The 26,758-nt window shown below is 73.3% G+C and carries 22 protein-coding genes and 1 pseudogene; 12 read left to right on the top strand and 11 right to left on the bottom strand.

Annotation, left to right across the window (positions count from 1 at the left end; translation table 11 throughout):
* Positions 1-18: 18 nt before the first annotated feature.
* From tal to ACLIN4_RS29900, 6 genes are all read left to right on the top strand, one after another.
* The gene (gene tal, locus ACLIN4_RS29925) at positions 19-1,164 is read left to right on the top strand and encodes a transaldolase (RefSeq protein ID WP_100049537.1); all 1,146 of its coding nucleotides are present in this window, start codon (positions 19-21) and stop codon (positions 1,162-1,164) included.
* Entirely contained in the window at positions 1,161-2,930 is a 1,770-nt protein-coding gene (gene zwf, locus ACLIN4_RS29920; RefSeq protein ID WP_289907565.1) for a glucose-6-phosphate dehydrogenase, read from the top strand. The genes tal and zwf overlap by 4 nt, the downstream gene beginning before the upstream one ends.
* A complete protein-coding gene (gene opcA / locus ACLIN4_RS29915; RefSeq protein ID WP_019330299.1) occupies positions 2,927-3,862 on the top strand; it encodes a glucose-6-phosphate dehydrogenase assembly protein OpcA in 936 nt (311 codons plus the stop codon). Before zwf ends, opcA begins: the two co-directional genes overlap by 4 nt.
* Entirely contained in the window at positions 3,855-5,513 is a 1,659-nt protein-coding gene (gene pgi, locus ACLIN4_RS29910; protein ID WP_411576428.1) for a glucose-6-phosphate isomerase, read from the top strand. The genes opcA and pgi overlap by 8 nt, the downstream gene beginning before the upstream one ends.
* A 1-nt stretch (position 5,514) precedes the next feature.
* Positions 5,515-6,396 carry a phosphogluconate dehydrogenase (NAD(+)-dependent, decarboxylating) gene (gene gnd, locus ACLIN4_RS29905; RefSeq protein ID WP_100049190.1) on the top strand — a complete coding sequence of 294 codons (882 nt, stop codon included), beginning with the start codon at positions 5,515-5,517 and terminating at the stop codon, positions 6,394-6,396.
* A 67-nt stretch (positions 6,397-6,463) separates the two neighbouring features.
* Positions 6,464-7,924: a membrane-associated oxidoreductase gene (locus ACLIN4_RS29900; protein ID WP_411576427.1), complete on the top strand. Its 1,461-nt coding sequence runs from the start codon at positions 6,464-6,466 to the stop codon at positions 7,922-7,924.
* Here ACLIN4_RS29900 and ACLIN4_RS29895 read toward each other — a convergent pair.
* Complete coding sequence (locus ACLIN4_RS29895; RefSeq protein WP_289907568.1) at positions 7,911-9,707, bottom strand: bifunctional sugar phosphate isomerase/epimerase/4-hydroxyphenylpyruvate dioxygenase family protein; 1,797 nt, start codon at positions 9,705-9,707, stop codon at positions 7,911-7,913. The genes ACLIN4_RS29900 and ACLIN4_RS29895 overlap by 14 nt on opposite strands.
* 14 nt (positions 9,708-9,721) lie before the next feature.
* Entirely contained in the window at positions 9,722-10,600 is an 879-nt protein-coding gene (locus ACLIN4_RS29890; protein ID WP_307651802.1) for a shikimate dehydrogenase, read from the bottom strand.
* Between the two features lie 160 nt (positions 10,601-10,760).
* Here ACLIN4_RS29890 and ACLIN4_RS29885 point away from each other — a divergent pair, with 160 nt between their 5' ends.
* Positions 10,761-11,426: a TetR/AcrR family transcriptional regulator gene (locus tag ACLIN4_RS29885; protein ID WP_107480095.1), complete on the top strand. Its 666-nt coding sequence runs from the start codon at positions 10,761-10,763 to the stop codon at positions 11,424-11,426.
* 230 nt (positions 11,427-11,656) lie between these two features.
* Positions 11,657-13,015, top strand: a complete 1,359-nt coding sequence (locus ACLIN4_RS29880; protein ID WP_411576426.1) for an MFS transporter — start codon at positions 11,657-11,659, stop codon at positions 13,013-13,015.
* Positions 13,016-13,078: 63 nt separating this feature from the next.
* On the opposite strand, the gene ACLIN4_RS29875 is transcribed toward ACLIN4_RS29880, so the two are convergent.
* Positions 13,079-13,687 (bottom strand): TetR/AcrR family transcriptional regulator, encoded by a 609-nt coding sequence (locus ACLIN4_RS29875; RefSeq protein WP_107480097.1) that lies wholly within the window; start codon positions 13,685-13,687, stop codon positions 13,079-13,081.
* Positions 13,688-13,829: 142 nt separating this feature from the next.
* On the opposite strand from ACLIN4_RS29875, the gene ACLIN4_RS29870 reads away from it, so the two are divergent.
* Positions 13,830-14,714, top strand: coding sequence for an NAD(P)-dependent oxidoreductase (locus tag ACLIN4_RS29870; protein ID WP_289907572.1), 885 nt, complete (start codon positions 13,830-13,832; stop codon positions 14,712-14,714).
* Between the two features lie 66 nt (positions 14,715-14,780).
* A complete protein-coding gene (locus ACLIN4_RS29865) occupies positions 14,781-16,010 on the top strand; it encodes a serine hydrolase domain-containing protein (RefSeq protein ID WP_411576425.1) in 1,230 nt (409 codons plus the stop codon).
* Positions 16,011-16,025: 15 nt separating this feature from the next.
* On the opposite strand, the gene ribA is transcribed toward ACLIN4_RS29865, so the two are convergent.
* Entirely contained in the window at positions 16,026-16,688 is a 663-nt protein-coding gene (gene ribA / locus ACLIN4_RS29860; protein ID WP_289907666.1) for a GTP cyclohydrolase II, read from the bottom strand.
* Positions 16,689-16,769: 81 nt separating this feature from the next.
* Here ribA and ACLIN4_RS29855 point away from each other — a divergent pair, with 81 nt between their 5' ends.
* On the top strand, positions 16,770-17,528 hold the full coding sequence (locus ACLIN4_RS29855) for a creatininase family protein (protein ID WP_411576424.1): 759 nt from the start codon (positions 16,770-16,772) through the stop codon (positions 17,526-17,528).
* 323 nt (positions 17,529-17,851) lie between these two features.
* Here ACLIN4_RS29855 and ACLIN4_RS29850 read toward each other — a convergent pair.
* From ACLIN4_RS29850 to ACLIN4_RS29830, 5 genes and pseudogenes are all read right to left on the bottom strand, one after another.
* Positions 17,852-18,610: pseudogene (locus ACLIN4_RS29850) on the bottom strand (lysylphosphatidylglycerol synthase transmembrane domain-containing protein); the annotation flags it as partial.
* Positions 18,611-18,759: 149 nt separating this feature from the next.
* Positions 18,760-20,019, bottom strand: a complete 1,260-nt coding sequence (locus ACLIN4_RS29845; protein WP_411576423.1) for a hypothetical protein — start codon at positions 20,017-20,019, stop codon at positions 18,760-18,762.
* Positions 20,016-21,200 (bottom strand): glycosyltransferase family 4 protein, encoded by a 1,185-nt coding sequence (locus ACLIN4_RS29840; RefSeq protein WP_411576790.1) that lies wholly within the window; start codon positions 21,198-21,200, stop codon positions 20,016-20,018. The genes ACLIN4_RS29845 and ACLIN4_RS29840 overlap by 4 nt, the downstream gene beginning before the upstream one ends.
* 20 nt (positions 21,201-21,220) lie before the next feature.
* A complete protein-coding gene (locus tag ACLIN4_RS29835; RefSeq protein ID WP_381911579.1) occupies positions 21,221-21,619 on the bottom strand; it encodes a 6-pyruvoyl trahydropterin synthase family protein in 399 nt (132 codons plus the stop codon).
* A 142-nt stretch (positions 21,620-21,761) separates the two neighbouring features.
* Complete coding sequence (locus tag ACLIN4_RS29830; protein WP_411576422.1) at positions 21,762-22,748, bottom strand: zinc-dependent alcohol dehydrogenase; 987 nt, start codon at positions 22,746-22,748, stop codon at positions 21,762-21,764.
* Positions 22,749-22,856: 108 nt separating this feature from the next.
* On the opposite strand from ACLIN4_RS29830, the gene ACLIN4_RS29825 reads away from it, so the two are divergent.
* Positions 22,857-23,648 carry a CDP-alcohol phosphatidyltransferase family protein gene (locus tag ACLIN4_RS29825; protein WP_381911314.1) on the top strand — a complete coding sequence of 264 codons (792 nt, stop codon included), beginning with the start codon at positions 22,857-22,859 and terminating at the stop codon, positions 23,646-23,648.
* Positions 23,649-23,738: 90 nt separating this feature from the next.
* Here the strand turns inward: ACLIN4_RS29825 and ACLIN4_RS29820 are convergent, their stop codons facing one another.
* Together ACLIN4_RS29820 and ACLIN4_RS29815 are read right to left on the bottom strand one after the other, a co-directional pair.
* A complete protein-coding gene (locus ACLIN4_RS29820) occupies positions 23,739-24,974 on the bottom strand; it encodes an MDR family MFS transporter (protein ID WP_381911317.1) in 1,236 nt (411 codons plus the stop codon).
* Positions 24,971-26,755 carry an ABC transporter permease subunit gene (locus ACLIN4_RS29815; RefSeq protein WP_411576421.1) on the bottom strand — a complete coding sequence of 595 codons (1,785 nt, stop codon included), beginning with the start codon at positions 26,753-26,755 and terminating at the stop codon, positions 24,971-24,973. Before ACLIN4_RS29815 ends, ACLIN4_RS29820 begins: the two co-directional genes overlap by 4 nt.
* Between the last annotated feature and the right edge of the window lie 3 nt (positions 26,756-26,758).

Here is a 26,758-nt window from a genome sequence, read left to right as displayed (position 1 = left end):
GAGAAGCAGAAAGAGAAGATGATCACTGTGACCGAAGCAACCGCGACCGCGGGAGCGCTGCGACGCCTGTCCGAGGCGGGCGTCTCCATCTGGCTGGACGACCTGTCGCGGCGGCGGATCGAGTCCGGCAACCTGGCCGAGCTGATCGAGACGAAGCACGTCGTCGGCGTCACCACCAACCCGTCGATCTTCCAGGCCGCCATCGGCTCCGGCGAGGGCTACGAGGAGCAGCTCGCCGACCTCGCGACCCGGGGCGTCACCGTCGACGAGGCGGTCCGCATGATGACCACCGCCGACGTCCGCGCAGCCGCCGACGTGCTGCGCCCGGTGTACGAGGCGACCGGCGGCCGGGACGGGTGGGTCTCCATCGAGGTCGACCCGCGCCTCGCCCACGACACCCGGGCCACGGTCGCCGAGGCCCGTCAGCTGGCCTGGCTGGTCGACCGCCCCAACGTGATGATCAAGATCCCGGCGACCAAGGCGGGTCTCCCGGCGATCACCGAGGTCATCGGCGCCGGCATCAGCGTGAACGTCACGCTGATCTTCTCCCTGGAGCGCTACCGCGAGGTCATGGACGCCTACCTCGCCGGTCTGGAGAAGGCGCAGGCCGCCGGGCTGGACCTGTCGGGCATCCACTCCGTCGCCTCCTTCTTCGTCTCCCGCGTCGACAGCGAGATCGACAAGCGGCTGACGCTGCTGGGCACGGACGAGGCCCTGGCCCTGAAGGGGAAGGCGGCGCTGGCCAACGCGCGACTGGCCTACGAGGCGTACGAGAACGTCTTCGCGGGCGACCGCTTCACCGCCCTCGCCGGGGCCCGGGCGAACACCCAGCGTCCCCTGTGGGCGTCGACCGGGGTGAAGGACCCGGCATTCCGGGACACCCTGTACGTGGAGGAGCTGGTCGCTCCCGGCACCGTGAACACGATGCCGGAGGCCACCCTGAACGCCGCCGCCGATCACGGTGACGTCCAGGGCGACACGGTCACCGGCGGTTACGCCCAAGCCCGGGCGGACCTCGCGGCCGTGGAGCGGCTCGGCATCTCGTACGACGAGGTGGTGGAGCAGCTGGAGCAGGAGGGCGTGGCCAAGTTCGAGGTGGCCTGGCAGGACCTGCTGGACGCCGTGACGAAGTCCCTCGACAGCAAGGGAGTTGACGGGGAATGAGCGAGGACCTTCCCGCTGAGCCGGTCGGCGAGACCAAGGCGACGAAGGAGGCCAAGGAGACCGGGGCGGCCCGGGAGGCGGCGGGACCGCTGCACGCCCAGGAGACCGAGGAGTCGCGGGCCGCCGGGGCGCCGAAGGCCGGCAAGTCGTCCAGGTCCGCCCGGGCCGGGAAGAAGTCGGGGGCGGCCGGCGCCACGAAGGGCGCGAAGGCGGACGAGAAGCCCGTCGAGCCGGTGGCGCCCCTCGACTGGAGCAACCCCCTGCGCGATCCCCAGGACCGCCGCCTCCCCCGGATCGCCGGCCCCTCGGGTCTGGTCATCTTCGGCGTCACCGGCGACCTCTCCCGCCGCAAGCTGATGCCGGCCGTCTACGACCTGGCCAACCGCGGTCTGCTGCCGCCGGGCTTCTCCCTGGTCGGCTTCGCCCGCCGCGACTGGGAGAACCAGGACTTCGCCGAGGTCGTGCACGACGCGGTCAAGGAGCACGCGCGCACTCCGTTCCGCGAGGAGGTCTGGCAGCAGCTCGCCGAGGGCATGCGCTTCATCCCCGGCGACTTCGACGACGACGAGGCGTTCGAGCAGCTGCGCAAGGCCGTGCAGGAGCTGGACACCTCGCGCGGGACGAGCGGCAACTACGCCTTCTATCTGTCGGTGCCGCCGAAGTTCTTCCCGAAGGTCGTCCAGCAGCTCAAGAAGCACGGCCTGACCGACGCCCCGGAGGGCTCCTGGCGCCGCGCGGTGATCGAGAAGCCGTTCGGGCACGACCTGGGCAGCGCCCGCGAGCTGAACGCGCTCGTGCACGAGGTCTTCGACCCGGAGCAGGTCTTCCGCATCGACCACTACCTGGGCAAGGAGACCGTCCAGAACATCCTGGCGCTGCGCTTCGCCAACCAGATGTACGAGCCGATCTGGAACCGGTCCTACGTGGACCACGTGCAGATCACCATGGCCGAGGACATCGGCATCGGCGGCCGGGCCGGCTACTACGACGGCATCGGCGCCGCCCGCGACGTCATCCAGAACCACCTGCTCCAGCTCCTCGCGCTGACCGCGATGGAGGAGCCGGCCTCCTTCGACGCCCCGTCGCTGCTCACCGAGAAGCTGAAGGTGCTGCGGGCGGTACGGCTGCCCGACGACCTGGGCCTGCACACCGTGCGCGGGCAGTACGAGGGCGGCTGGCAGGGCGGCGCTCAGGTGCCCGGCTACCTGGAGGAGGAGGGCATCGACCCGGCCTCCGTCACCGACACCTACGCGGCGATCAAGCTGGGCATCGACAACCGCCGCTGGGCGGGCGTCCCCTTCTACCTGCGCACCGGCAAGCGCCTGGGCCGCCGGGTCACGGAGATCGCGGTCGTCTTCCAGCGCGCCCCGCACTCCCCCTTCGACTCCACCGCGACGGAGGAGCTGGGCGAGAACGCGATCGTCATCCGCGTCCAGCCCGACGAGGGCATGACGGTGCGGTTCGGCTCCAAGGTGCCGGGCACGTCGATGGAGATCCGGGACGTGTCCATGGACTTCGCGTACGGCGAGTCCTTCACGGAGTCCAGCCCGGAGGCGTACGAACGGCTGATCCTGGACGTCCTCCTGGGCGACGCCAACCTGTTCCCCCGTCACCAGGAAGTGGAAGAGTCCTGGCGGATCCTCGACCCGATCGAGGAGTACTGGGGCACGCACGGGAAGCCCGCGCAGTACGCCTCGGGCGGCTGGGGACCGCGGGAAGCCGACGAGATGCTCGCACGAGACGGACGGAGCTGGCGCAGGCCATGAGGATCGACCTGACCGACACCACGGCAAGCAAGATCAACAAGGCGCTGGTCCAGGGCCGCCGCGCCATCGGCACACCGGCCGTGGGCATGGTGCTCACGCTGGTGATCGTCACCGACGAGGAGAACGCCTACGACTCGATCAAGGCGGCCGAGGAGGCCTCGCACGAGCACCCCTCGCGCACCCTGGTCGTGATCAAGCGGCACCCGCGCAATCTGCGCGACCGCACCCGCTCGCACCTCGACGCCGAGGTCCGGGTGGGCTCGGAGGCCGGCACCGGCGAGACGGTGGTGCTGCGCATGTACGGGGAGGTGTCGGAGCACGCCGACTCGGTCGTGCTGCCGCTGCTGCTCCCGGACGCCCCGGTCGTCGTGTGGTGGCCGGTGGACGCGCCCGACGACCCCGCCGGTGACCCGCTGGGCGCGCTGGCGCAGCGCCGCATCACCGACCTGTACGCGGTGGAGCGCCCGATGGAGACCCTGGAGCGCCGGGTCCGCACCTACGCGCCCGGCGACACCGACCTGGCCTGGACCCGGCTGACGCTGTGGCGTTCCATGCTGGCCGCCGCCCTCGACCAGGCCCGGGTGCCGGTGACCTCGGCGACCGTGGAGGCCGAGGCGGACAACCCGGCCGCCGAGCTGCTGGCCCGCTGGCTGGAGGCACGGCTGCACGTCACGGTCGACCGTGTGATCACCGACGGTCCGGTCGTCACGGCCGTCCGGCTCGGGACCGCGAACGGGGAGATCGTCATCGACCGGCCCGAGGGACCGATCGCCACGATGACCCTGCCCGACCAGCCCCCGCGCTCCCTCGCACTGAAGGTCCGCTCCACCTCCGAACTGATCGCCGAGGAGCTCAGGCGCCTCGACGCGGACGAGATGTACGCCATCGCCCTGCGCGGCGAGGCCGGCAAGGAGACCCCTGTCCATGTCTGAGACCGACACCCCGAAGCTCGACCGGCGGCCCGAGTGGACCGCGCTGGCGGACCACCGCAAGGACGCGCTGGCACGCCCCGACCTGCGCGAGCTGTTCGCCGACGACCCCGGGCGGGCCGAGCGGTACGTCGTGCGCGTGGGCGACCTGCGCATCGACTACTCCAAGAACCTGGTCACCGACGAGACGCTGACCCTGCTGCGGGAGCTGGCCGCCGCGACCGGCGTGTTCGAACTGCGCGACGCGATGTTCCGCGGCGAGCGCATCAACATCACCGAGGACCGGGCGGTGCTGCACACCGCGCTGCGGGCGCCGCGGGACGCGGTGATCGAGGTCGACGGCGAGAACGTCGTGCCCAAGGTGCACGCCGTGCTGGACAGGATGACCGACTTCGCCGACCGGGTCCGTTCCGGCGAGTGGACCGGCCACACCGGCAAGCGCATCAGGAACGTCGTCAACATCGGCATCGGCGGCTCCGACCTCGGTCCGGCGATGGCCTACGAGGCGCTGCGGGCGTTCACCGACCGCTCGCTGACCTTCCGCTTCGTGTCGAACGTGGACGGCGCCGACCTGCACGAGGCGGTCCGGGACCTGGACCTGGCCGAGACGCTGTTCATCGTGGCGTCCAAGACGTTCACCACGATCGAGACGATCACGAACGCGACGTCGGCGCGCTCCTGGCTGCTGGCCGGTCTGGGCGGCGACGAGAAGGCGGTCGCCAAGCACTTCGTCGCGCTGTCGACGAACGCCGAGAAGGTCGCCGACTTCGGCATCGACACGGCCAACATGTTCGAGTTCTGGGACTGGGTCGGCGGCCGCTACTCGTACGACTCGGCGATCGGGCTGTCCCTGATGATCGCCATCGGCCCGGACCGCTTCCGGGAGATGCTCGACGGCTTCCGCATCGTCGACGAGCACTTCCAGAACGCCGAGGCCCCGGCCAACGCCCCGCTGGTCCTGGGCCTGCTGGGCGTCTGGTACGGCAACTTCATGGGCGCCCAGTCGCACGCGGTCCTGCCGTACAGCCACTACCTGTCGAAGTTCACGGCCTACCTCCAGCAGCTGGACATGGAGTCCAACGGCAAGTCGGTCGACCGCGAGGGGCGCCCGGTTCAGTGGGAGACCGGGCCGGTGGTCTGGGGCACGCCGGGGACGAACGGCCAGCACGCCTACTACCAGCTCATCCACCAGGGCACCAAGCTCATCCCGGCCGACCTGATCGGCTTCGCCCGGCCCGTCGCCGAGCTGAGCGACGAGCTGAAGGCGCAGCACGACCTGCTGATGGCCAACCTGTTCGCGCAGGGCCAGGCGCTGGCCTTCGGCAAGACCTCCGACGAGGTCCGCGCGGAGGGCGTGCCCGAGGAGCAGGTGCCGCACCGCACCTTCAAGGGCAACCATCCGACGACCACGATCCTGGCCGGTGAACTGACCCCCTCCGTCCTCGGCCAGCTGATCGCGCTGTACGAGCACAAGGTGTTCGTGCAGGGCGCCATCTGGAACATCGACTCCTTCGACCAGTGGGGCGTCGAGCTCGGCAAGGTCCTCGCCAAGCGCGTCGAGCCGGCCCTCACCGAGGGCGCCGACGTACCCGGCCTCGATCCGTCCACGGCCGCGCTGGTGGCCGCCTACCGCGAACTGAAGGAAGTGCACTGACATGCAGATCGGTCTTGTGGGTCTCGGCAAGATGGGCGGCAACATGCGCGAGCGTCTGCGCAACGCCGGCCACACGGTCGTCGGATACGACACCAATCCCGAGCTGGCCGACGTGAACAGCCTCGTCGACCTCGTCGAGCAGCTGGAGCGGCCCCGCGCGGTCTGGGTGATGGTCCCGGCCGGCGCCGCCACCCAGGGCGTCATCGACCAGCTGGCGACCCTTCTCCGGCACGGCGACACCGTCATCGACGGCGGCAACTCCCGCTGGACGGACGACGAGAAGCACGCCGAGGAGCTGGCCAAGCACGGCATCAACTTCGTCGACGCCGGCGTCTCGGGCGGCGTGTGGGGTCTGAAGAACGGCTACGCGCTGATGGTCGGCGGCGACAAGGAGGTCGTCGACGACCTCAAGCCGATCTTCGACGCGCTCAAGCCCGAGGGCCCCTACGGATACGTCCACGCGGGCAAGGTCGGCGCCGGGCACTTCTCCAAGATGGTCCACAACGGCATCGAGTACGCCATGATGCAGGCCTACGCCGAGGGCTGGGAGCTGCTGGAGAAGGTCGACTCCGTGGACAACGTCCGCGAGGTCTTCCGCTCCTGGCAGGAGGGCACGGTCATCCGCTCCTGGCTCCTCGACCTGGCCGTCAACGCCCTCGACGAGGACCACCACCTGGACAACCTGCGCGGTTACGCCCAGGACTCCGGCGAGGGCCGCTGGACCGTCGAGGCGGCCATCGACAACGCCGTGCCGCTGCCCGCGATCACGGCGTCCCTCTTCGCGCGGTTCGCGTCCCGGCAGGAGGACTCGCCGCAGATGAAGATGATCGCCGCGCTGCGCAACCAGTTCGGCGGCCACGCGGTGGAGTCCGCCAAGAAGTAGGCGCTCTTCGGGCGGTCCGGAAAGCGCGTTGACGTGATCGGCCGGTTCGGGTCAGAGTCCATCCCTGATGGAGATCGACGACCTGACACCGGCCGAGACGCGCGTCTGGCGGGCGTTCGCCACGGGCACCCTCGTGGACTTCCGCGCGGCCGACGACGAGGACCCCTCCGACGGCGGCGCCTGGGGCGCCGAACGGTCCGTCCGCGCCCATGTGCTGAGGGCGCTGCTGCTGGACGGCCCGCGCGCGGAGGGCGAGGTGCCCGCGCTCAATCTGGCGGGGGTACGCGTCACCGGGGTCCTGGAACTCCAGTACGCGACGGTCGACCACCCGGTGCGGCTGCGGCACTGTCACTTCGAGGACGTGCCGCGCCTGTACGGAGCGCGGCTGCGCGAGGTGAACCTGAGCGAGTCCGTGCTGCCCGGGCTGGTCTCGCACGCCGTCCGGGTGGAGGGCGTGCTGCGGCTGACCCGCGCCCGGTTCGGCGGGACGGTGCGGCTCGGGGGCGCGGAGGTCACCGGGAGCCTGTATCTCGAGAGCACGCGGATCCACGCGCCGGACACCGAGGGGCCGGTGCTCCAGCTCAACCAGGCGGTGCTCGGCGCCGACCTGTGGGCACCGGGCCTCGTGGCGCGGGGCGAGGTGCGGCTCGACGGCGCCCGGGTGGCCGGGACCGTCAACCTCACCGACGCACTGCTCGACCGGCCGGGCGGCACCGCGCTGAAGGCCGAGACCCTGGCGGCCGAGTCCGACGTGCTGATGCGGAACGCCGAGGTGCGGGGCCGGCTGGAACTGCGCGGGGCGCGCATACCCGGGCGGCTGGACCTGTCGCACGCGCGTCTGGCCAACCCGGGCGGAACCGCGCTGCGGGCCAGCAGCTGCGTCATCGGTGAACTGTGGCTGCGGCAGGGCCCGGTGGTGGAGGGTGTCCTCAATCTGCGTCGCACCCAGGTGGACGTGCTGTTCCTCGAACCGGAGGTCGTACCGGCCTGGGTCCAGCTCAACGACCTCACGTACACGTCGCTCATACCGCACGAGCCCGCCGAGCGGCGGCTGCCGATGCTGGAGAAGGGCGACAGCTATCTCCCCTTCATCTACGAGCAGTTGACCGCCTCCTACCGCAGGATCGGCGACGACGACGCGGCCCGGATGGTCCAGCTCGCCAAGCAGCGGCGGCACCGGCGCACGCTGCCCTGGTACGGCCGGCTGTGGGGCCACCTCCAGGACGTCACGGTCGGCTACGGCTTCCGGCCGCTGCGCGCGGGCGGCTGGCTGCTGTCGCTGCTCGCGGTCGGCTCGGTGGCGTACGGACTGCACCACCCGCCGCCGCTCAAGCCCGCCGAGTCCCCCGACTTCAACCCGGTGTTCTACACCCTGGACCTGCTGCTGCCGGTGATCTCCTTCGGGCAGGAGAACGCCTTCGCCCCCGAAGGCGGCTACCAGACGCTGGCGTACGTCCTCATCATCACGGGGTGGATTCTGGCCACGACGGTGATCGCGGGCCTGACCCGCACCGTCAGCCGCCAGTGAACCCCCGCACCGCGTGCTGCGCCGCCAGCCGGACCGGCGCGTTCGCCGCGCCGTAGCCCCGGTAGCCGCCGTCGCGCTGGACGAGTTCGAAGAAGACCCGGCCGACGGTGTGCGTGTAGCAGTGCCGGAAGGTGCCGTGGGCGTCGCGGTCGTAGAGGATGCCCAGCTCCCGGTACGTGTCCAGCTCCCCGTCGGCGAACTCGAAACGGGCGGCGAGGTCGTCGTAGTAGTTGGCGGGGATCGGCAGCAGCGGCCCGCCGGCCTCCCGGTAGCGGCGCGCGGCGGCGACCACGTCGCCGGTGGCCAGGGCGATGTGCTGGGCGTGCGCGGTGTCGTCCGTGGGTGCCGGTCCGACGGTCAGGACGATGCGGACGGCGCCGTCGTCGGTGCTGACGGCGCGGCTGCGCAGCAGGCCGTAGGGGTCGGCGACGTCCACGCTCTCCTGCGGGCGCAGCCCGAGCACGGCCCGGTGGAAGAGCGCCGCCTCGTCGAACTGGTGCCAGGGCTGGGTGAGGGAGAGGTGGTCGACGCGCCAGGGTTCGCCGTCGTGGAAGGGGTGGGCGACGTCCTCGAAGTCGGCGCGCCAGTCGGGCAGTCCGGGACGCCCGGTGGCGCAGAAGAACAGCTCCGTGCCGTCGGGCGCGGCGACCGCCTCCAGGGCCGCGTCCCCGGGCGCGCGGCGGCGCGGCAGCACCGGGGCGAGCAGGGCCTCGGCGCGGCGGGCCGCGCCGGCGGGGTCGGGCGACTCCAGGCCGACGGCGGCCAGCCGGGTGCCGTCGCGGCGTTCGGCCGGGCCGGTGTTCACCAGGACGCGGGCGTCGCCGCGCTGCCACAGGTCGACGGGTTTCCCGCGGTGCCGTGCGGTCCGGCTGAAGCCCAGCGCGCCGAGCACGGCGGAGACGGGTGCCGCGTCGGGCGTGACCAGTTCGGCGAAGGCGATCCCGGTGGGCGCGGCGGGCGCGGGCGGGGTCGCGAGGCCGACGGTCTCCTGGAGGGTCAGCAGGGAGCGCCGGGCGTCCACGGCCGTGGGGCCCGCCTCGGACTGGCGGAAGACGTCGTTGAAGACCTCCAGGGAGAGCGGGCCCTCGTAGCCCGCGCGCAGGACGTGCCGCACCAGCCCGGCGACGTCGAAGCCGCCCTGGCCGGGGAAGCAGCGGTAGTGGCGGCTCCACTGGAGGACGTCCATCGCGAGCAGCGGCGCGTCGGCGAGCTGGAGGAAGAAGATCTTCTCGCCGGGGATGTCCTCGATGCCCTTGGGGTCGCTGCCCCGGGAGAGGATGTGGAAGCTGTCGAGGCAGGTGCCGAGCGAGGGGTGGTCGGCGCTCTCGACGACGCGCCAGGCGTGGTCGTAGGTGCTGATGTGCCGGCCCCAGGCGAGCGCTTCGTAGGCGACGCGGACGCCGTGGTCCTCGGCCAGGCCGGCGAGGCGGCTCAGCTGCTCGGCGGCGAGGGCGTCGTCGTCCAGGGCGTGCGGGGAGACGCTGGAGCAGACCAGGACGGTGTCCGCGCCGAGCCTGCGCATCAGCTCGAACTTGTGCCGGGCGCGGCGCAGGGCCCTGGTGAACTCCTCCTCGGGCAGCGCCTCGATGTCCCGCACGGGCTGGTAGAGGTCGATGGTGAGGCCGAGGTCGGCGCAGCGGGCGCGGATCTCCTCGGGGGTCAGGGGGCTGGCCAGCAGGTCGTTCTCGAAGATCTCCACGCCGTCGAAGCCGGCCCGGGAGGCGGCGGTGAGCTTCTCGGTGAGCGAGCCGCTGAGGGAGACGGTGGCGATGGACGTCCGCACGTCGGTACCTCTTCCTACTTCGGGGCGCCGACCACGCCGGCCAGGTCGGTGATGTCGGCGAGCATCCGTACGGCGTCGGGTTCCCGCCCGGTGAACAGCCGGAACGCGTCGGCGGCCTGGAAGACGGCCATGCCGCCGCCGTCGAGGGTGGCGCAGCCCAGGGCGCGGGCGGTGCGCAGCAGTTCGGTCTCCAGCGGGCGGTAGACGACCTCGGCGACCCACAGCCCGGGGTGGAGCAGGCCGGCGGGCAGGGGCAGGCCGGGGTGGGCGGCCATGCCGGTGGGGGTGGCGTGGACGATGCCGTCGGCCGTGCTCAGCAGCGCCGACAGCCCATCGGGGCCGGCGTGGGCGGCGCGCCCCGGACCGAAGTGCCGGTTCAGCTGGGCGGCGAGGGCGGCGGCCCGCTCGGGCAGCGCGTCGACGACGGTGACCCGACCGGCGCCCAGGGTGAGCGTGGCGTGGGCGACGGCCGCGCCCGCGCCGCCGGCGCCGAGCTGCACGATCCGCTCCAGTGGCGCGTCGGGCAGTCCCCGGGCGAAGGACGCGGCGAAGCCGGTGACGTCGGTGTTGTGACCGGTCGCCCGGCCGGTGTCGTCGAAGACGACCGTGTTGACCGCGCCGAGCGCCTCGGCCTGCGGGGCGAGCGCGTCCAGGTGCTCGATGACGAGCTGCTTGCAGGGGTGGGTGATGTTCAGCCCGTCGAAGCCGAGGTCCCGGGCCGCGCGCAGCAGGTCGCCCACCGCCTCGGGCGGCACCCCGAGGGTGTCGATGTCGATCAGCCGGTACAGGTAGCGCAGGCCCTGCCGGTCGGCCTCCCGCTGGTGCAGTGCCGGGCTGAGCGACGGGCCGATGCCGGAGCCGATCAGTCCGACGAGATACGAGTCCTTGGCCACCGGGGACCTCCTGAGCGGCTCGGGTCCACGCCCGAGCGACCAATGTACGAACCAGTACGTTAGTCATAGCAGGAGGTCGGGGCGGGTGGGAAGGGCGAGGCTTCTACAATCACCGCACGTCCTCCGCCCGCAGCTCCGCCACGGCCCCCGAAGGAACCCGATGACCAGCGTCGACGAACCGGCACGATCCGGCACCCGCACCCGCGACGCCGCCCGCACCCGGGCCGAGATCCTCGACGTGGCGACGCGGGAGTTCGCCCGGGCCGGCTACGACGGGGCCCGTGTCGACGAGATCGCCGCCCGCACCCGCACCACGAAGCGGATGATCTACTACTACTTCGGCGGCAAGGAGCAGCTGTTCACGGCCGTGCTGGAGCGGGCGTACGGCGTGATCCGGGAGGCCGAGCAGCAGCTCGACGTCGAGCACCTGGACCCGGTGGCGGCCATCCGGCGCCTCGCGGAGGTGACCTTCGACCACCACGAGCGGCACCCCGACTTCATCCGCCTGGTCTCCATCGAGAACATCCACGACGCCGAGCACATCGCCTCCTCGGAGATGCTGGCCAGCATCGGCTCCCCGGCCCTCGACGTGATCCGCCGCATCCTCGAGGAGGGCCGGCGCTCGGGCCTGTTCACGGCCGATGTCGACGCCGTCGACCTGCACGCGATGATCAGCTCCTTCTGCTTCTTCCGGGTCGCCAACCGGCACACCTTCGGCGCCCTGTTCGGCCGCGACCTGGTCGCCGAGGACCAGCGCGAGCACTACCGGACCATGCTCGGCGACATGGTGATCGCGTACCTGACGGCGGAGCGCGCGGCGGACTGAGCGGCCCGGCCCCCGGAGCGGCGCGGACCTCTCGACGGGCGGGCGCGGACCTCGCGGCGGAGCGGGCGCGGACCTCGCGACGGGCCGACGGGACCTCTTGACACAAGGGAAACGTGCGCGCAACATCCCTTCCCAACCGCGACTAACTACCCAGTGGGTTAATTAGCCGATCGGCACTTCTCCCCTCCGCTCACTCCGCCTACCGTGGAGTCCCCCGAAGGAGCAACGCCGTGTCCGTCCCCGCCCCCGCGCCCCAGGGCGCCGCCCCGCCCGGCCAGCCGAAGAAGGCGGCGACCGCCGCCTGGATCGGCAGCGCGCTGGAGTACTACGACTTCTTCATCTACGGCAGCGCCGCCGCCCTGATCTTCCCCGAGGTCTTCTTCGACGAGTCCGACCCGGCCACCGCGACCCTGCTGTCGCTGGCCACGTTCGGTGTCGCCTACGCCGCCCGCCCGATCGGTGCGTTCTTCCTCGGCCACATCGGTGACCGCATGGGCCGCAAGAAGATCATGGTGTTCACCCTGATCCTGATGGGCGTGTCGACGTTCCTCATCGGCTGCCTGCCCACGCGCGACCAGGTCGGCACGCTCGCCCCGGTCCTGCTGGTGCTGTGCCGGATCCTTCAGGGCATATCGGCGGCCGGCGAGCAGGCCAGCGCCAACTCGATGACCCTGGAACACGCGCCACCGCACAAACGCGGATTCTTCACCAGCTTCACCCTCAGCGGCACCCAGGGCGGGCAGCTGCTCGCCACCCTGGTCTTCCTCCCCATCGCCGCGCTCCCCGAGGAACACCTGCTGACCTGGGGCTGGCGCGTGCCGTTCTGGCTGAGCGTCGTGGTCGCCGTCGTCGGCTACGTCATCCGCCGCAAGCTCGACGAGACGCCGGCCTTCGCCCAGCAGGCGGCCACCGAGGGCGTCGCGAAGATGCCGCTGGCCGTGCTGGCACGCGACCACTGGGCGGACGTGCTGCGGGTGGTCGCGGGCGCGCTGATCGCCTCGGTCAGCACGATCTTCACCGTGTGGGCACTGGCGTACGCCACCAGCGACTCGGTCGGCATGTCCCGTACCGCCATGCTGTGGGTGGGGGCGCTCGCCAACGTCGTCGCGCTCGCCGCGATCCCGCTGTGGGCGACGCTGTCCGACCGGATCGGCCGGCGGCCGGTGTACCTGATCGGCGCGGTGGGCAGCGCGGTGACGATGTTCCTGTACCTGTGGGCGATCTCGACCGGTTCGTACGCGCTCACCTTCCTCACCGGCATCATCGCCTTCGGTGTCGTCTACAGCGCCGCGAACGGCGTGTGGCCCGCCTTCTACGGCGAGATGTTCTCCACCCGGGTCCGGCTGTCCGGCGTGGCGATCGGCACGCAGATCGGCTTCGCGGTGGCCGGGTTCGCGGTGACGTTCGCGGCGCAGATCGCCGGTCCGGACGGCGACGACTGGTTCGCGGTGGCGCTGTTCACTGCGGCGCTGTGCGTCCCGCCGGTGATCGCCGCGCTGTCGGCCCGGGAGACCCACCGGGTACCGACGGACGAGCTGGGCGAACGGGCCCGCGGCGAGGCGGCACGGCCGGAGACGGTGACGGCCTGAGCCGGTGGCCGTCGGACCGCCGCCCGTGTCCGTCGGGCCGCCGGCCGCTGAGCCGCCCCGGCCTCAGACTCGGGGGGCGGCGGCGTCCAGGAGCGGCCCGAGTTCGCGGGCGACGGTCGTCAGGGCCCGTACGTCCCGTTCGGCGCGGGCGACGACGATCGCCCCTTCCAGGGCGCTGATCATCAGCGTGGCGAGCGGCTCGGACCGCGCCTCGGGCACGCCCATGCCGGTCAGCGCGTCGGCGACCGGCCGGATCCAGGTGGCGAAGGCGTCGGCGGCGGCCTTCCGGGTGGCCTCGCTGCTCTCGGCGCAGTCCACGGTGGCCGCCGCGACCGGGCACCCGGCGGCGAAGCCGGCTCTCTCGTACTCGTCCGTCCACTGGCCCACCATCGCGTCGAACAGCCCGCTCGGCGTCGGCCGCTCCATCGCCGCCAGGAAGCGCGCGACCCGGTCGGCCGCGTACCGCCCCGCCCAGCGCAGGGCCTCTCCGACGAGCTGCTCCTTGCCTCCGGGGAAGTAGTGCTGGAGCGATCCCCGAGGCGCCCCGGCGTGTGCGGCGACGTCGCGCATCCCGGTCGCGTCCACGCCGTGGCGGCGGATCAGCTGGGCGGCGCTGAAGACCATCCGCTCCCGCGGCCCCCGCTCGGACCCCGCCTTCGCCGACCCCGCCATCGCCGACCTCCCGTCGCACCGTCCGCCGCGCGTTCGGCGGCGCGACCACTCTATGACGGCCGTCATAAACGGAGCTACTATGACGACTGTCATAGCGAGGGTCTCGCCGAGAGGCGTACCCAGGGACGGACGGCGGTGCGTCATGCGGGTCGGTTTCATCGGTCTCGGCGTCATGGGTCAGCCGATGGCCCTCCGCCTGGCGGCTGCCGGGACACCGCTCGTGGTGTTCAACCGCACCCCCGCCCGGGCCGAGCCCCTGCGCGCGGCCGGCGCCGAGGTGGCGGCCGCTCCCGCCGAGGTCTTCGAGCGGGCCGGCACGGTGATCCTCATGCTGGCCGACGAGGCGGCGACGGACGCCGTGCTGGCCCGCGGCACTCCGGAGTTCGCCTCGCGCGCCGCCGGCCACGTGGTCGTCCACATGGGCACCACGTCGCCCGCGTACTCGCGCGGACTCGAGGCCGACGTCCGCGCGGCGGGCGGACGCTATGTGGAGGCGCCCGTCTCCGGCTCCCGCGTACCGGCGGAGAACGGCACGCTGGTGGCGATGCTGGCCGGCGAGGAGGGTGCGGTGGCCGAGGTGGCTCCGCTCCTCGCTCCCCTGTGCCACGAGTCGTTCGTGTGCGGCCCGGTGCCGGACGCCCTGCTGACGAAGCTGTCCGTGAACCTGTTCCTGATCACCCAGGTGACCGGTCTCGTCGAGGCCTTCCACTTCGCCGAACGCCAGGGCCTGGACCGGGCCCGCTTCCTCGCCGTCCTCGCAGCCGGCCCCATGTCCAGCGCCGTCTCCCGGATGAAGGCGCCGAAGCTGCTGGAGGGTGACTTCAGCGTGCAGGCCGCGGCACTGGACGTACTGAAGAACAACCGGCTGATCGCCGAGGCCGCCCGCGGGGCGGGCCTCGCCTCACCCCTCCTCGACGCCGCCCACGCCCTGTTCGAGGAGACAGTGGCCCTCGGGCACGGCGGTGAGGACATGGTGGCGGTCCTGCGCGCGATCGAGGCGCGCACCGGCGGGGGCGGCGGGTCCTGAGGTCTGAAGGCGCCCCGGCGGGGTATGCCGGACCCACCCCGACCTACGACCAGGGAGGCGATGGGCATGGCACCGCTGCGGCAGGAGGCCGACCCGGGCGCGGCCGGACTGGACGCGCAGGCACTGGACCGGCTCGACCGGCACTTCGCCGGGCAGGTCGACGAGGGGCGGCTGCCCGGGTTCCTGGTGGCCGTCGCCCGCGGCGGACGCGTCGCCCACCTGACCGCGCACGGCCTGCGGGACGTCGCGGCCGGGCTGCCGGTGACGGCCGACACCCTGTGGCGGATCTACTCCATGACGAAACCGGTCACGTCCGTGGCCGCGCTGATGCTCGTGGAGGAGGGACGGTTGTCGCTCGACGACCCGGTGCGGCGGTACATTCCCGCGTTCGCCGAGCCCCGGGTGTACGTGGAAGGGCCCGCGGACGACGCCGTCACGCGGCCGGCCGCCGGGCCGATCCTCGTCCGGCACCTGATGACCCACACCGCCGGACTGACCTTCGGCTTCTACCACGCCCACCCGGTCGACGCGCTGTACCGCGCGGCCGGCCTGGAGTCGTCGGTGCGGCCGGGCGCGGACCTGGCCGAGACCGTCGACCTGTACGCGAGCCTGCCGCTCCAGTTCGAGCCGGGCACGCAGTGGAACTACTCAGTGGCCAGCAACGTGCTCGGGCGGCTCGTGGAGGTGGTGTCCGGGCAGCCGCTCGACGCGTTCCTCGACGAGCGGATCTTCGGCCCGCTCGGCATGACGGACACCGGGTTCCACGTCACGGACGAGCAGGCGGACCGGCTGGCCGAGCTCTACGGCGAGACGGACGACGGCGGCATCGAGCCGGTGCCGGGGCTGCCGCTGCGGGGCCGGCCGCGGTTCCTGTCGGGCAGCGGTGGCCTGGTCTCCTCGGCGTACGACGTGCACCGCTTCGCGGAACTGCTGCGGCGCCGGGGCGAACTCGACGGTGTCCGCCTGCTCGACCCCGCGACGGTCGACCTGATGACCCGCAACCACCTGCCCGGCGACGCCGACCTGCGCGCCTTCGGCAGCCGCCCGGCGCACGACCGGCCCGGCAACGACGGTGTCGGTTTCGGACTCGGGGTCTCCGTGGTGATCGACCCGAGCCGCACCGAGGCGCCCTCCGGGCTCGGCACGTACGGCTGGAGCGGGGTGGCGACGACCACCTTCTGGGTCGACCCGGGCCGTGATCTGACGGTCCTGTTCATGACCCAGGTGCGGCCGAAGTCGTCACACACGGTCTACCCGGACCTCAAGCGGTTGGTGGACGCCGCCCTGACGGACTGACTCCCACCCCTGCCCTCAGGACGACAGGTGCGCCACCGCGTCCAGGTGGGGCAGGTGGTGGTCGAGCCGTTCCCGCTTGGTGCGGAGATAGGTGATGTTGCTCTCGCACGGCGGTATCAGCAGCGGCACCTGCTCGGTGACCTCGATCCCGTGCCGCACCAACGCCTCCCGCTTGCGCGGGTTGTTGGACATCAGACGCACCGAACGCACCCCGAGGTCGGCCAGGATGCGGGCGGCCACGCCGTAGTCGCGGGCGTCCACCGGCAGGCCGAGGGCGAGGTTCGCCTCCACCGTGTCCAGTCCCCCCGCCTGCAACGCCATCGCACGCAGCTTGGCCAGCAGCCCGATGCCGCGCCCCTCGTGCCCGCGCAGGTAGACCACGACACCGCTGCCCACGGCCGCCACCTCCCGCAGCGCGGTGGCGAGTTGGGCGCCGCACTCGCAGTGCCGGGAGCCGAAGGCGTCACCGGTCAGGCACTCCGAGTGCAGCCGGGTGAGCACGCCGTCGGCGCCCGGATCACCGTGGACGAGGGCCACTTGCTCGTCACCGCGCTCATGGTCGAAATATCCGTACGCCCGGAATTCCCCGTACACGGTGGGCAACGGCGTCACCACGACGCGCTCCACGTCCGTGCACTGGGTTCCCTTTTTACCGAGTACACCAATTTTTTCGGTCATCATTCTCGCGTTCCTCAACAGATGCTCTAATGACTCGACAGTTCTTTGGACCGAATCGACCGATACGAAAGGCCGTGCGGAATGGATGTCTCACTGGTGCCGGCGGACACGACCGAGGACGTGCGCGGGCGGAGCGCCGGAGTGCCACGCCAGGTCGCGGTGCTGCCGGTGGGCAGTTACGAGCAGCACGGCGCCCACCTGCCGCTGGCGACCGACACCCTCGTCGCGTGCGCCATCGCCCGCGAGATCACCGCCGCGTACCCGGTGCACCCGCTCCCGCCGGTGACGATCGGCTGCTCGCACGAGCACGCGGACTGGCCGGGGTCCGTCAGCATCTCCTCGGTGACCCTGCACGCGGTGGTGCGGGACATAGCGGACTCCCTGCGCCGCTCGGGTGTCGAAGCCCTGGTGGTGGTGAACGGCCACGGCGGCAACTACGTCCTGGGCAACGTCGTCCAGGAGGCATCCGCGCGCGGCGAGCGGATGGCGCTTTTTCCTGCCGTGGAGGACTGGGAGACGGCGCGGGAGCGGGCGGGGGTGGTGACCTCGCTGCTCACCGACATGCACGCGGGGGAAATCGAGACCTCCGTTCTTCTGCACGCGCATCCCGAATTGGTCCGGCCCGGTCACGAGGCCGCCGATTTCGTCGCTGACGACCGGCGTCATCTGCTCTCCCTCGGTATGTCCGCCTATACCGATTCCGGTGTCATCGGGCGGCCTTCACTGGGTTCGGCGGAAAAGGGGAAGGAACTGCTGGCGAGCCTCGCGGATTCCTTCGGAGCGTATTTCTCGGTCCTGACGGCGGGGGGCGTGCCGCGGCAGGGGGGCGAGCGAGGGTAGTGCCCGCCTGGGGCGCGGGGCGGCTGCGGGTCCGGTACGACGGCGGGGGCGGGGGTGCTGCCGGCGGGGCTGTCGGTGGTGCCGGCGGCTCGGGTGGGGGCGCCGGAGGCTGGAGTGGGAGTGCCCACGGCTCGGGTGGGAGTGCCGACGGCTCGGGTGGGGGTGCGCGCGCCGCTGTCGGTGGTGCTCCCACCCGCCGCGCCCGCAGCGGCTGCCGCCCCCGCCCGCATCCCCCCGTACCAGCGCACGACCAGCACGACGGCGCCCGGCAGGCTCGCCACGAAGCTGAGCACCCCGTACACCACCGCCACGCCGAGCCCGGTGCCGGCACCGAGCCCGGCCGCGCCGAACGCCCAGGCGGTGACGCCCTCCCGGGGGCCCCAGCCGCCGACGTTCAGCGGCAGCGTCATGGCGAGCAGCGCGAGCACGGCCAGCGGTGTCAGTACGGCGAGGGAGGCGCCGCTGCCGGCCACCCGGGCGGCGAGGACGAACATCGCGAGGTACCCGGCCAGGACGATGGCCGAGGACGCCGCGACCCCAGGCAGGTTCCGCCTGGACAACAGCGCTTCGCGCGCCTCGGCGAGCATCGCCCGCAGAGCCCGCCGCCTGCGTGCGGGCGCCCGGTTCATGCGCAGTGCCAGGACGACGGCGAGCGCCCCGACCAGTGCCATCCCCACGAGCGGTGCCGCGTGCCGGGCGCCGGTCAGCACCGGGGACGGCATCGTGAGCAGCACCACGACCGCGACGAGGGCCAACGCGACCTGACCGGCGGCGCGTTCGAGTACGACGGACCGCACTCCGCGCCCCAGGTCGCCGGCGCTCCGCCCGTGCCGCACCGCGCGGTGCACGTCACCGAGGACCCCGCCGGGGAGGGCGGCGTTCAGGAACAGCGCGCGGTAGTAGTCGGCGACGGCCGGTCCGAGCGGCAGCCGGATGCGCAGTCCTCGGGCCACCAGGGCCCAGCGCCAGGCGCTGAACACGGTGGTGACGAGCCCGATGCCGAGCGCCGCCAGGAGCGTGGGCCCGTCGATCCCGCGCAGTCCGCCGAGGAGGGGGCCGGTCCCCGTCCGCCACAGGAGCACGCCGAGGACGGCGACGCCGGTGAGCGTCCCCAGGTGGGTGCGCAGGGCCCGGCGACGGGGAGGGTTGTCGCCGTTGCCGTCGGTCGCCGTGGCGTCCCGGCGCTTCGCGGTCGGCGAGGGCTCCGCTCCCGCCACCACCGTCGGTGCGCTCACGGGGTACCGCCCGTCGGCCGGCACAGCGCCAGCAGGTCGGTGTGGTGGACGACGACGCTCAACTCCCCCGCGGCACAGGCGGCGAGTCGCTCCTCCAGGTACCGGCCGGCCGGCTCGCGCAGCTCCGGTCGCTGTTCCACCGCGGCGCCGACCCAGCCGCGCAGCCACTGGTCGGCGAGCGCTGCCTCGCCCGGACCGAGCCGCCAGGGGCTGGGGTGGGCCCGCACGGTGGCACCGTGTGCGGCGAAGGCCTCCGCCGTCGTGGTCACCGCGTCCGGACCGAGCATGCCGGTGCGCCGCTGGTGCTCGTTGAACGCCTCGGTGATCCCGGCGTCCAGGGGATGGGCGGGGGTGAGTTCGACGCGCCCGGCGACGGACAGCGTCAGCAGAGCCGGGCAGCCGGCCGTGGCGCAGGCGGCGGCGAGGGCGCCCACCTCCTCGGCGGTGAGCACGTCCAGCAGCGCGGACGCCGTGACCAGCCCGGCGCCGGCCAGCGCGTCCGGCGTGAGCCGGGCGAGATCGCCGCGCCGGGTCTCGACGGTGACGCGGCTTCCGTCCGCCGCCGAACGCGGGGCGGCGACGGCCGCGAAGTGCAGGAGGTAGGGGTCGCGGTCGTGCAGCACCCAGTGCTGGGCGCCGTCGAGCAACGGGGCGAGCCAGCGCCCCATCGAGCCGGTGCCGCAGCCCACGTCGTGCACGACCCGCCCGTCCGCCCGGCTCGGGAGGTTGGCGAGGCGGATGCGGAGCGGATCGAGCAGATCGTGCGCCCGCGCGGCGGCGTCGGCGGGCTCACGGAGCCGCAGCCACTCCGGCGCGTAGCGCGGCGGGTCGTCGGGGTGCGCGGGTGCGGGCCGGGCGGTGTCGCGGAGGCGGAGGGTCGCTCGCTCGGCGGCGGGGCGGCCGGGGGCGTCGGTGAGGTGCTCGGTGCCCGGCCGGGCGGCCGGTGGTGCGGCGCCCTCCTCGCGTGCTCCGGGCCGATCGGCGGCCCAGGCGGCCGGCCAACCGGTGGACGCGGTGGGGCCGATGGGCTCCGTGAGCTCAGGCTCCGAATGCTCCGGCTTCGTGGGCACCGGCACAGTGGGCAGGTCCACGCCCCGCCCCCGCTCCTGACGGCCCCTGGCCGGTCCCGTCGCTCGCGGTGCGGGCCGGCCGGTCGGTCCGGCGCCGGGAATCACGCCGTTCGTCGACTCGGCGGCGTCCTGGGGGCCGGGCTGCGCCGGGATCGCTCCCGCGGCCGGTGCCGTCGTCCTCCTCATGCCGCCCTCCGGGGTCCGCTCGCCAGTCGGTGCAGTACCGCGGCCAGGCTCCGGGCCGTGGCCGCCCAGCCGTTCAGGGCCGCACGGCGGCCTCGTGCCGCCGCCTTGAGCCGGCGTCGTACGTCCGGCTCCCCGAACCAGCCGCGCAGTTCGGCGGCGAGCGCGCCGGGGTCCTCCGGGGGCACGAGGATCCCGGGCACACCGCCGTCGGGCGCGCGCCCCACCGCCTCCGGGAGACCGCCGACGTCCGTTGCCAGTACGGGGATGCCGCGCGCGAGGGCCTCCGTCACCGCTATGCCGTACGTCTCGGCGTACGAGGTGAGGACCATGAGGTCGGCGGTGGCGTAGGTGGCGTCGAGATCCGCGCCGGACCGCGGCCCGGCGAGCACCAGCCGTTCCCGGAGGCCGTGCCGCGCGATCAGTGCCCGCAGCCGGCCGACGTACTCCGGGTCGTGCCCGAGCCCGCCGACGCACACGCAGCTCCACGGCAGGTCGGCGACCGTGGCCAGCGCCTCCACGAGCCGGTGCTGGCCCTTGCGCGGCGTGACGGCGGCGACGCACACCAGCCGTGAGACGCCGTCGGTGCCGGGCGCGAGGGGCGCGATGTCGGCGCCGGGCGCGGCGACGTGGACGCGGGCCGGGTCGAGTCCGTGATGGGCGACGAGCCGGCGCACCGCCCAGTCGCTGGTGGCGACGACCGCCGGGACGGCCCGCAGCACCGCACGCTCGTGGGCGTCCAGGTCGGCGGCGACGGCGGGGGCGAGGCCGGTCTCGTCGCCGAGCGGCAGGTGGACGAGGACGGCCATGCGCAGCCGCTCCGCCTCCGGGACGACGACCTCCGGGACGCCGCAGGCGACCAGCCCGTCGAGCAGTACGACGGCACCGTCCGGCAACCGGCGCAGGAGACGGGCGAGTTCGGTGCGCGCGGCGTCGTCCGGCCGGGGCCAGGACCCGGCGACGGCCAGTCCGCGCACCCGCCAGCCGAAGCCGGGCAGGTCCAGCCGTACGCGCCGGTCGTAGGCATTGCCGCCGCTGGGCGCCGCCGGATCGTCGACCCCGCCGGGCATGACGAAGTGCACGGAGCGCAGGGCCATGGGGACGATCCCGCCGTTCCTCGACGCGGCCGACGTCTGTGCCGGCACATGGGCGAGACGAGCGCGCCCCGGCGTCGCGGCCGCCATCGGTTCGATGGAGGTGTCGGTCACAGCGCACGCTCGTAACTGGCCCACGCGATGTGCGACTCGTGCAGGGTGACGGTGAGGCCGGCCAGGCCCTTGGCCCCCTCACCGAGCGCGCCCTTGTGCACGCGTTCGGCGAGCCGGTCGGCGATGACCTTCGCCAGGAACTCGGTCGAGGTGTTGACACCGGCGAAGTCCGGTTCGTTGTCGAGGTTGCGGTAGTTCAGTTCGCTGACGACGGCGCCCAGTTCACGGGTGGCCAGTCCGATGTCGACGACGATGTTGTCGTCGTCCAGCTGCTCGCGCCGGAAAGTGGCGTCCACCAGGAACGTCGCGCCGTGCAGGCGCTGCGCCGGCCCGAAGACCTCGCCGCGGAAGCTGTGGGCGATCATGATGTGATCGCGGACGGTGATGCTGAACAACGGACGACCCTCCAGGTGTGGCACGTCTGGTCCTCCCCCGCCTGTCCCTGCGCGGGGTACCGTCCATTACGGCCGGATGCCTTCCCGTGTTCAGCGGCCGCCCCTCTTTCTCAAGGTCAGGCGCCGATGACTCGGCACCGCCTCAGTGGTCGTCCCCGGCGTAGCTGATCCGGTGGCAGAGGGCGGGGATCTCGCCGGACGCCAACCCCGGCATGACGTCCGGCAGTTCCGTGAACGCGGACTCGCCGGTGACGAGCGCGTCCAGCGCCGGGTCGGCGAGCAGGTCGAGGGCGAGGGCGAGCCGGTCGGCGTAGGTGCGGGTGGCGCCGCGCGCCGGGGAGACGGTGCCGACCTGGCTGCTGCGCAGGGTCAGGCGGCGGGAGTGGAAGGCCTCGCCGAGCGGGAGGGCGACGCGCCGGTCGCCGTACCAGCTCAGTTCGACGACGGTGCCCTCCGGCCGCAGCAGCTCCAGTGACCGGGCGAGGCCCGCTTCCGTCGCACTGGCGTGCACGACGAGATCGAGACCGTCGAGGGCGTCGGCGGGGGACGCGAAACCGACGCCCAGCGCGTCGGCGACCTTCGCCCGGTCCGGGTCGGCGTCGACCAACTGGACGCAGACGCCGGGGAAACGGGCCAGCAGCGCGGCCACCGAGCAGCCGACCATGCCACCGCCGACCACGGCGATCCGGTCACCGACCAGCGGCGCCGCGTCCCACAGCGCGTTGACGGCGGTCTCGACGGTACCGGCGAGCACGGCCCGCCCGGCGGGGACGGCCGGGGGTACCGGGGTGACGGCGGCGGCCGGGACGACGTAGCGCGTCTGGTGCGGGTACAGGCAGAAGACGGTCCTGCCGACGAGCTCCCCCGGCCCCGCCTCCACAACGCCCACGTTGAGGTAGCCGTACTTCACCGGCCCCGGGAAGTCGCCCTCCTGGAACGGCGCGCGCATCGCCGCGTACTGACTCTCCGGCACCCGGCCGCGGAAGACCAGCGTCTCCGTGCCCCGGCTGACGCCGCTGAAGAGCGTGCGCACGAGCACGTCACCCGCCCCCGGCTCGGGCAGCCGCACCTCGCGGATCACGCCCCGGCCGGGCGAGTCGAGCCAGAACGCACGTGCGGTGCCTGTCATCGATGTCCTCCTGAACGATCGGGAAGCCGCCCACGTACCGAGGGATGCACGAGCCGCGCACAAGGTAGCGGCGTTGATCGACTCTGTCACTCGGCCGGAGGGTGTTCGGTGGCCCTGAACAACACGTACGACGCCTACGACGCTTACGACGCGAGGCCCGTTCAGCAGGAGACAGCAATGGGGGCGGCCGTACAGCTCCTCCTGCTCACGCTGCTCGGTACCGCGGTCGGCATGGGCACCGCGGGCTGGCTGACCGGCCTGGCCTTCGCACTCGCGTCCTGGGCGGTGCTCTCCCGGGCCCTGCACCGCTCCCGGCTGCCGTCGTTCGGCCCGGCCAACCGGGTCACCCTCGGCCGGACCGCCCTGGTCGGCGGCGTGACGGCACTGGTCGCGGACTCCTTCAGCGGAGCACCGCCCGTCTCCCTCCTCGTCGGCCTGACGGCCGTGGCCCTGCTCCTGGACGGCGTGGACGGCAAGGTCGCCCGCCGTACCGGCACCTGCTCCTCACTGGGCGCCCGCTTCGACATGGAGGTCGACGCGTTCCTGATCCTGGTGCTCAGTGTGTACGTCGCGCTGGACCTGGGCCCGTGGGTGCTGCTGATCGGCGCGATGCGCTACGTCTTCGTCGCGGCGGCCCGTGTGTGGCCATGGCTGACCGCCCCGCTGCCGCCGAGCACGGCCCGCAAGACGGTGGCCGCGTTGCAGGGCGTGTTGCTGCTGGTGGCGGGCGCGGACCTGCTGCCGCGGCCGGCCAACACGGGCGTGGTGGTGCTGGCGTTGGGGCTGCTGGTCTGGTCGTTCGGGCGGGACGTGGTGTGGCTGTGGCGTTCGTCGCGGACGGCCGCAGGGCCGCCTGCGTCCGGGCGAGCGGCGGCGGCGCGGGAGCTGGTGGCCCGGTGAGGGTCAACAGGGCATGGCCCGGGCCCGACAGGGCGTGGGCGCTAGGCTCGACGGGGCGTGGGCTCCAGGCCCGAACGGCCGGTTCGGGCCCTACGTCCGCCGGGGCAGCAGCGTCACCGCCGCCAGCGGTACGGCGGCCAGCACCAGCCACGGCACGGCGGCCGGCAGCCCGCTGTCCAGCAGCAGCCCGGTCGCGGAGCTGCCCGCCAGCACGATGAGCCCGGAGACCGAGGACAGGGCTCCCGTATAGAGCCCGAGCCGTCCGTCCTCGGCGAGGTCCGGCACCCAGGCACGTGCCACCGGGGCTACGAGCATCTGCCCCAGCGTGAGCAGCACGACGAACCCGGCGGCGGGCGCCAGCCCACCCGTCCCCGTCCACCCGGCGGGCCGCGCGACCGCCACGACACCGAACCCGGCCGCGACCAGCCCCAGCCCCGCCACCATCGACCGGCGCGGCGCCAGCCGCTCCCCCGCCCACCGCGTGACCGGCAACTGCGCGGTCACCACCAGCAGCGACGAGAGCGCGAACAGCCAGGCCAGCGGTGCCTGCGAACCGGCCGCCCGCTCCACCTCGGCGGGCAGGGCGAGGTAGAGCTGGTTGTAGGCCAGCAGATAGGCGCCGTACGCACAGCACAGCGCGAGGAAGGGTCGGTTGCGCAGCAGCAGCCGAGCCCCGCCCTTGACCCGGACCCGCTCCCGCCCCGGAATGTGCTGCGGCAGCAGCCAGGCGTGCCCGGCGAGGACGAGGACGAAGACACCGGCCCCGGCCAGACACGCCGTACGGAAGTCGACGGCCAGCAGCAGCGCACCCAGCAGCGGCCCGACGAAGGCACCCGCCTGCCCGGCCACGGTGAACAGCGCGAGCACGCGGGTCCGGTCCCCGCCCCCCGCCGCCTCCCATACGACGGCCTGCCGCGCCACCTCGGACTCGACGGCCGGGGAGAACAGCGCGGCGGCGAACCCGATGAGCAGCACGGCCCCCACGACGGCCCAGGTCCGTTCGGCGAACCCCAGCCAGACGAACCCGGCGATCCTCAGCACACACCCGGCGAGCACGACGGGCCGGATGCCGTACCGGTCGGCGAGCGCCCCGCCCACGACGAACAGCCCCTGCTGACTGAAGGTCCGCAGCCCGAGCACGAACCCGACCAGCCATCCCGCCATGCCGACGGACTGCCCCAGGTGCTCGGAGAGGAAGGGCAGCACGGCGAAGAAGCCGATGTTGAAGGCGAGCTGGGTGAGGACGAGGAGGCGGAGCAGTGGGGAGAGCGGGGCGGCCGCACGGCCGCGGGTGTTCGCGCCCCGACCGGTAAAGAGCGAGGTCATCGTGCGGCGACCAGTTCCTTCTCCACGGTGGGCTGTTCGGGGACGACCGGTCCGGCCGCGCCGCGCCGCCGCCGGCGCAGTCCGCCCGCCGCGGTGACGGCCAGCGCGCCGAGCAGGGCGAGGACGGCGGCGGGTGCGAGGACGGCCCAGGGGGCGCGTTCGGCGTAGGGCTGGTTCTCGGCGAGGAGCAGGCCCCACTCGGGCGACGGCGGCTGGGCGCCCAGCCCGAGGAACCCGAGGGAGGCGAGGGAGAGGGCGACGCCGGGAAGCCGCAGCAGCGCGTGACGCAGCACGGGCGGCAGTACGGCCGGCAGAAGCTCTCGGCGCAGCAGGTACCACCGTCCGGCGCCCAGCCCCCGGGTGGCCGTGATGTGCAGAGTGGCGCGTTCCTGCCGCAGCAGCGCCGAGGTGTGCGCGGCGAGCGGCGCCCAGGCCACTGCGCCCACGGCGAGGGCGGGCGTGGCCGTGCCGCTGCCCGCGACGGCGGTGACGAGAAGGGCGGCTAGTACTGGCGGCACGGCGTTGACCGTGTCGACGAGCGGCGCGGACACGCGGGGCACGAGCCCGAGGAGTACGCCCGCGACGAGGACGGCGGCCGTGATGGCGGAGGCGAGCAGCAGCGTGTCGAACGCCCCGTGCCCGATGCGGGCGAGCAGGTCGCGGCCGAGGGAGTCGGTGCCGAAGGGATGGTCGAGGGAGGGCGCCAGCAGCCGCGCTCCCGTGTCGAGAGCGAGCGGATCGCGGGTCAGCCCGACCCCGACGACGGCGAGCAGGACGGCGCCGTAGAGGAGGGGCAGCAGTCCGCCGGCGGGCGGTGCGGGCCGGTGCAGGGAGGACAGGGCTCCGTCGCGAAGGGCGGGCCCGGTCAGGAGGCGTGCGGCGAGGCGGGTGGCGCCGGTGGCGAGCGCGGCCAGGAGTACCAGGGCGAGGGTGCCGGCCTGGAGGACGGGCAGGTCCTGGGCGAGAGCGGCCTGGAGGGTGGTGCGGCCGAGGCCGGGGATGTCGAAGACCTGCTCGACGGCGACGGCCCCGCCCGTGAGCCCCACGACGAAGAGCCCGAGGTTGGGCAGCAGCGCGGGCACGCACCGTCGCAGCGCCTGCCGGGCGATGCGGCGCCCGGTCAGTCCCCGGGCGGCGGCGGCCAGCGCCCACGGCTCACCGAAGGCACCGGGCAGCAGATCATCCAGCAGCCGCCCGAGCACGGCCCCGGCGGGCAGCCCGAGGGCGAGCGCGGGCAGCACGGTCCACTGGGGCCCGTACCACCCCAGCGCGGGCAGCCACCCCAGCTGCACCCCGACGACGGTCGCGAGCACGGAGGCGACGAGGAACTCGGGCAGCGAGGCGATCACGGCGGACCCGGTCCCCCCGCGCCGCCGTCCACCGAGCCGCCGCCGGGCGCCCAGCCGCAGTGTGCGGGCGCAGACGATCCCGGCGGTGAGGGCGGCGACGAGCAGCGCGACGGACATGAGCAGCAGCGAGGCCCCGAGCGCTTGCAGGACGTCGGGCAGGACCTCGCTCCCGGAGATCCACGACTGCCCGGCGTCGCCGCGCACCAGCCCGCCGAGCCACCGCCCGAGCACGTGCAGCGGACCGCCGTCGAGCCCGAGCTGCGCACGGATGTCGGCGAGCACCTCGGGCGTGGGATCGCGTTCGGCGGACCGTGCCTTGAGCACGGTGTACGCCGGATCGGTCTGCGTGAGCCACGGCAGCAGCCCGATGCCGCACACCAGTCCCGCCGCCAGCACGACCCGCCACACCGCGGTGGCCACCCGCTGCCGCACGGC

It is taken from the genome of Streptomyces mutabilis, assembly GCF_046628145.1.
GTDB classification, from domain to species: domain Bacteria; phylum Actinomycetota; class Actinomycetes; order Streptomycetales; family Streptomycetaceae; genus Streptomyces; species Streptomyces mutabilis.
Note: the sequence above shows the minus strand (reverse complement) of the source record. Positions and strands in the feature narration are given on the sequence as shown.

Coding starts and splice junctions, on each gene's coding strand:
- tal (WP_100049537.1), top strand. CDS start 19: ATGATCACTGTGACCGAAGCAACCGCGACCGCGGGAGCGCTGCGACGC.
- zwf (WP_289907565.1), top strand. CDS start 1,161: ATGAGCGAGGACCTTCCCGCTGAGCCGGTCGGCGAGACCAAGGCGACG.
- opcA (WP_019330299.1), top strand. CDS start 2,927: ATGAGGATCGACCTGACCGACACCACGGCAAGCAAGATCAACAAGGCG.
- pgi (WP_411576428.1), top strand. CDS start 3,855: ATGTCTGAGACCGACACCCCGAAGCTCGACCGGCGGCCCGAGTGGACC.
- gnd (WP_100049190.1), top strand. CDS start 5,515: ATGCAGATCGGTCTTGTGGGTCTCGGCAAGATGGGCGGCAACATGCGC.
- ACLIN4_RS29900 (WP_411576427.1), top strand. CDS start 6,464: ATGGAGATCGACGACCTGACACCGGCCGAGACGCGCGTCTGGCGGGCG.
- ACLIN4_RS29885 (WP_107480095.1), top strand. CDS start 10,761: ATGACCAGCGTCGACGAACCGGCACGATCCGGCACCCGCACCCGCGAC.
- ACLIN4_RS29875 (WP_107480097.1), bottom strand. CDS start 13,687: ATGGCGGGGTCGGCGAAGGCGGGGTCCGAGCGGGGGCCGCGGGAGCGG.
- ACLIN4_RS29870 (WP_289907572.1), top strand. CDS start 13,830: ATGCGGGTCGGTTTCATCGGTCTCGGCGTCATGGGTCAGCCGATGGCC.
- ACLIN4_RS29865 (WP_411576425.1), top strand. CDS start 14,781: ATGGCACCGCTGCGGCAGGAGGCCGACCCGGGCGCGGCCGGACTGGAC.
- ribA (WP_289907666.1), bottom strand. CDS start 16,688: ATGACCGAAAAAATTGGTGTACTCGGTAAAAAGGGAACCCAGTGCACG.
- ACLIN4_RS29855 (WP_411576424.1), top strand. CDS start 16,770: ATGGATGTCTCACTGGTGCCGGCGGACACGACCGAGGACGTGCGCGGG.
- ACLIN4_RS29845 (WP_411576423.1), bottom strand. CDS start 20,019: ATGAGGAGGACGACGGCACCGGCCGCGGGAGCGATCCCGGCGCAGCCC.
- ACLIN4_RS29840 (WP_411576790.1), bottom strand. CDS start 21,200: ATGGCGGCCGCGACGCCGGGGCGCGCTCGTCTCGCCCATGTGCCGGCA.
- ACLIN4_RS29830 (WP_411576422.1), bottom strand. CDS start 22,748: ATGACAGGCACCGCACGTGCGTTCTGGCTCGACTCGCCCGGCCGGGGC.
- ACLIN4_RS29820 (WP_381911317.1), bottom strand. CDS start 24,974: ATGACCTCGCTCTTTACCGGTCGGGGCGCGAACACCCGCGGCCGTGCG.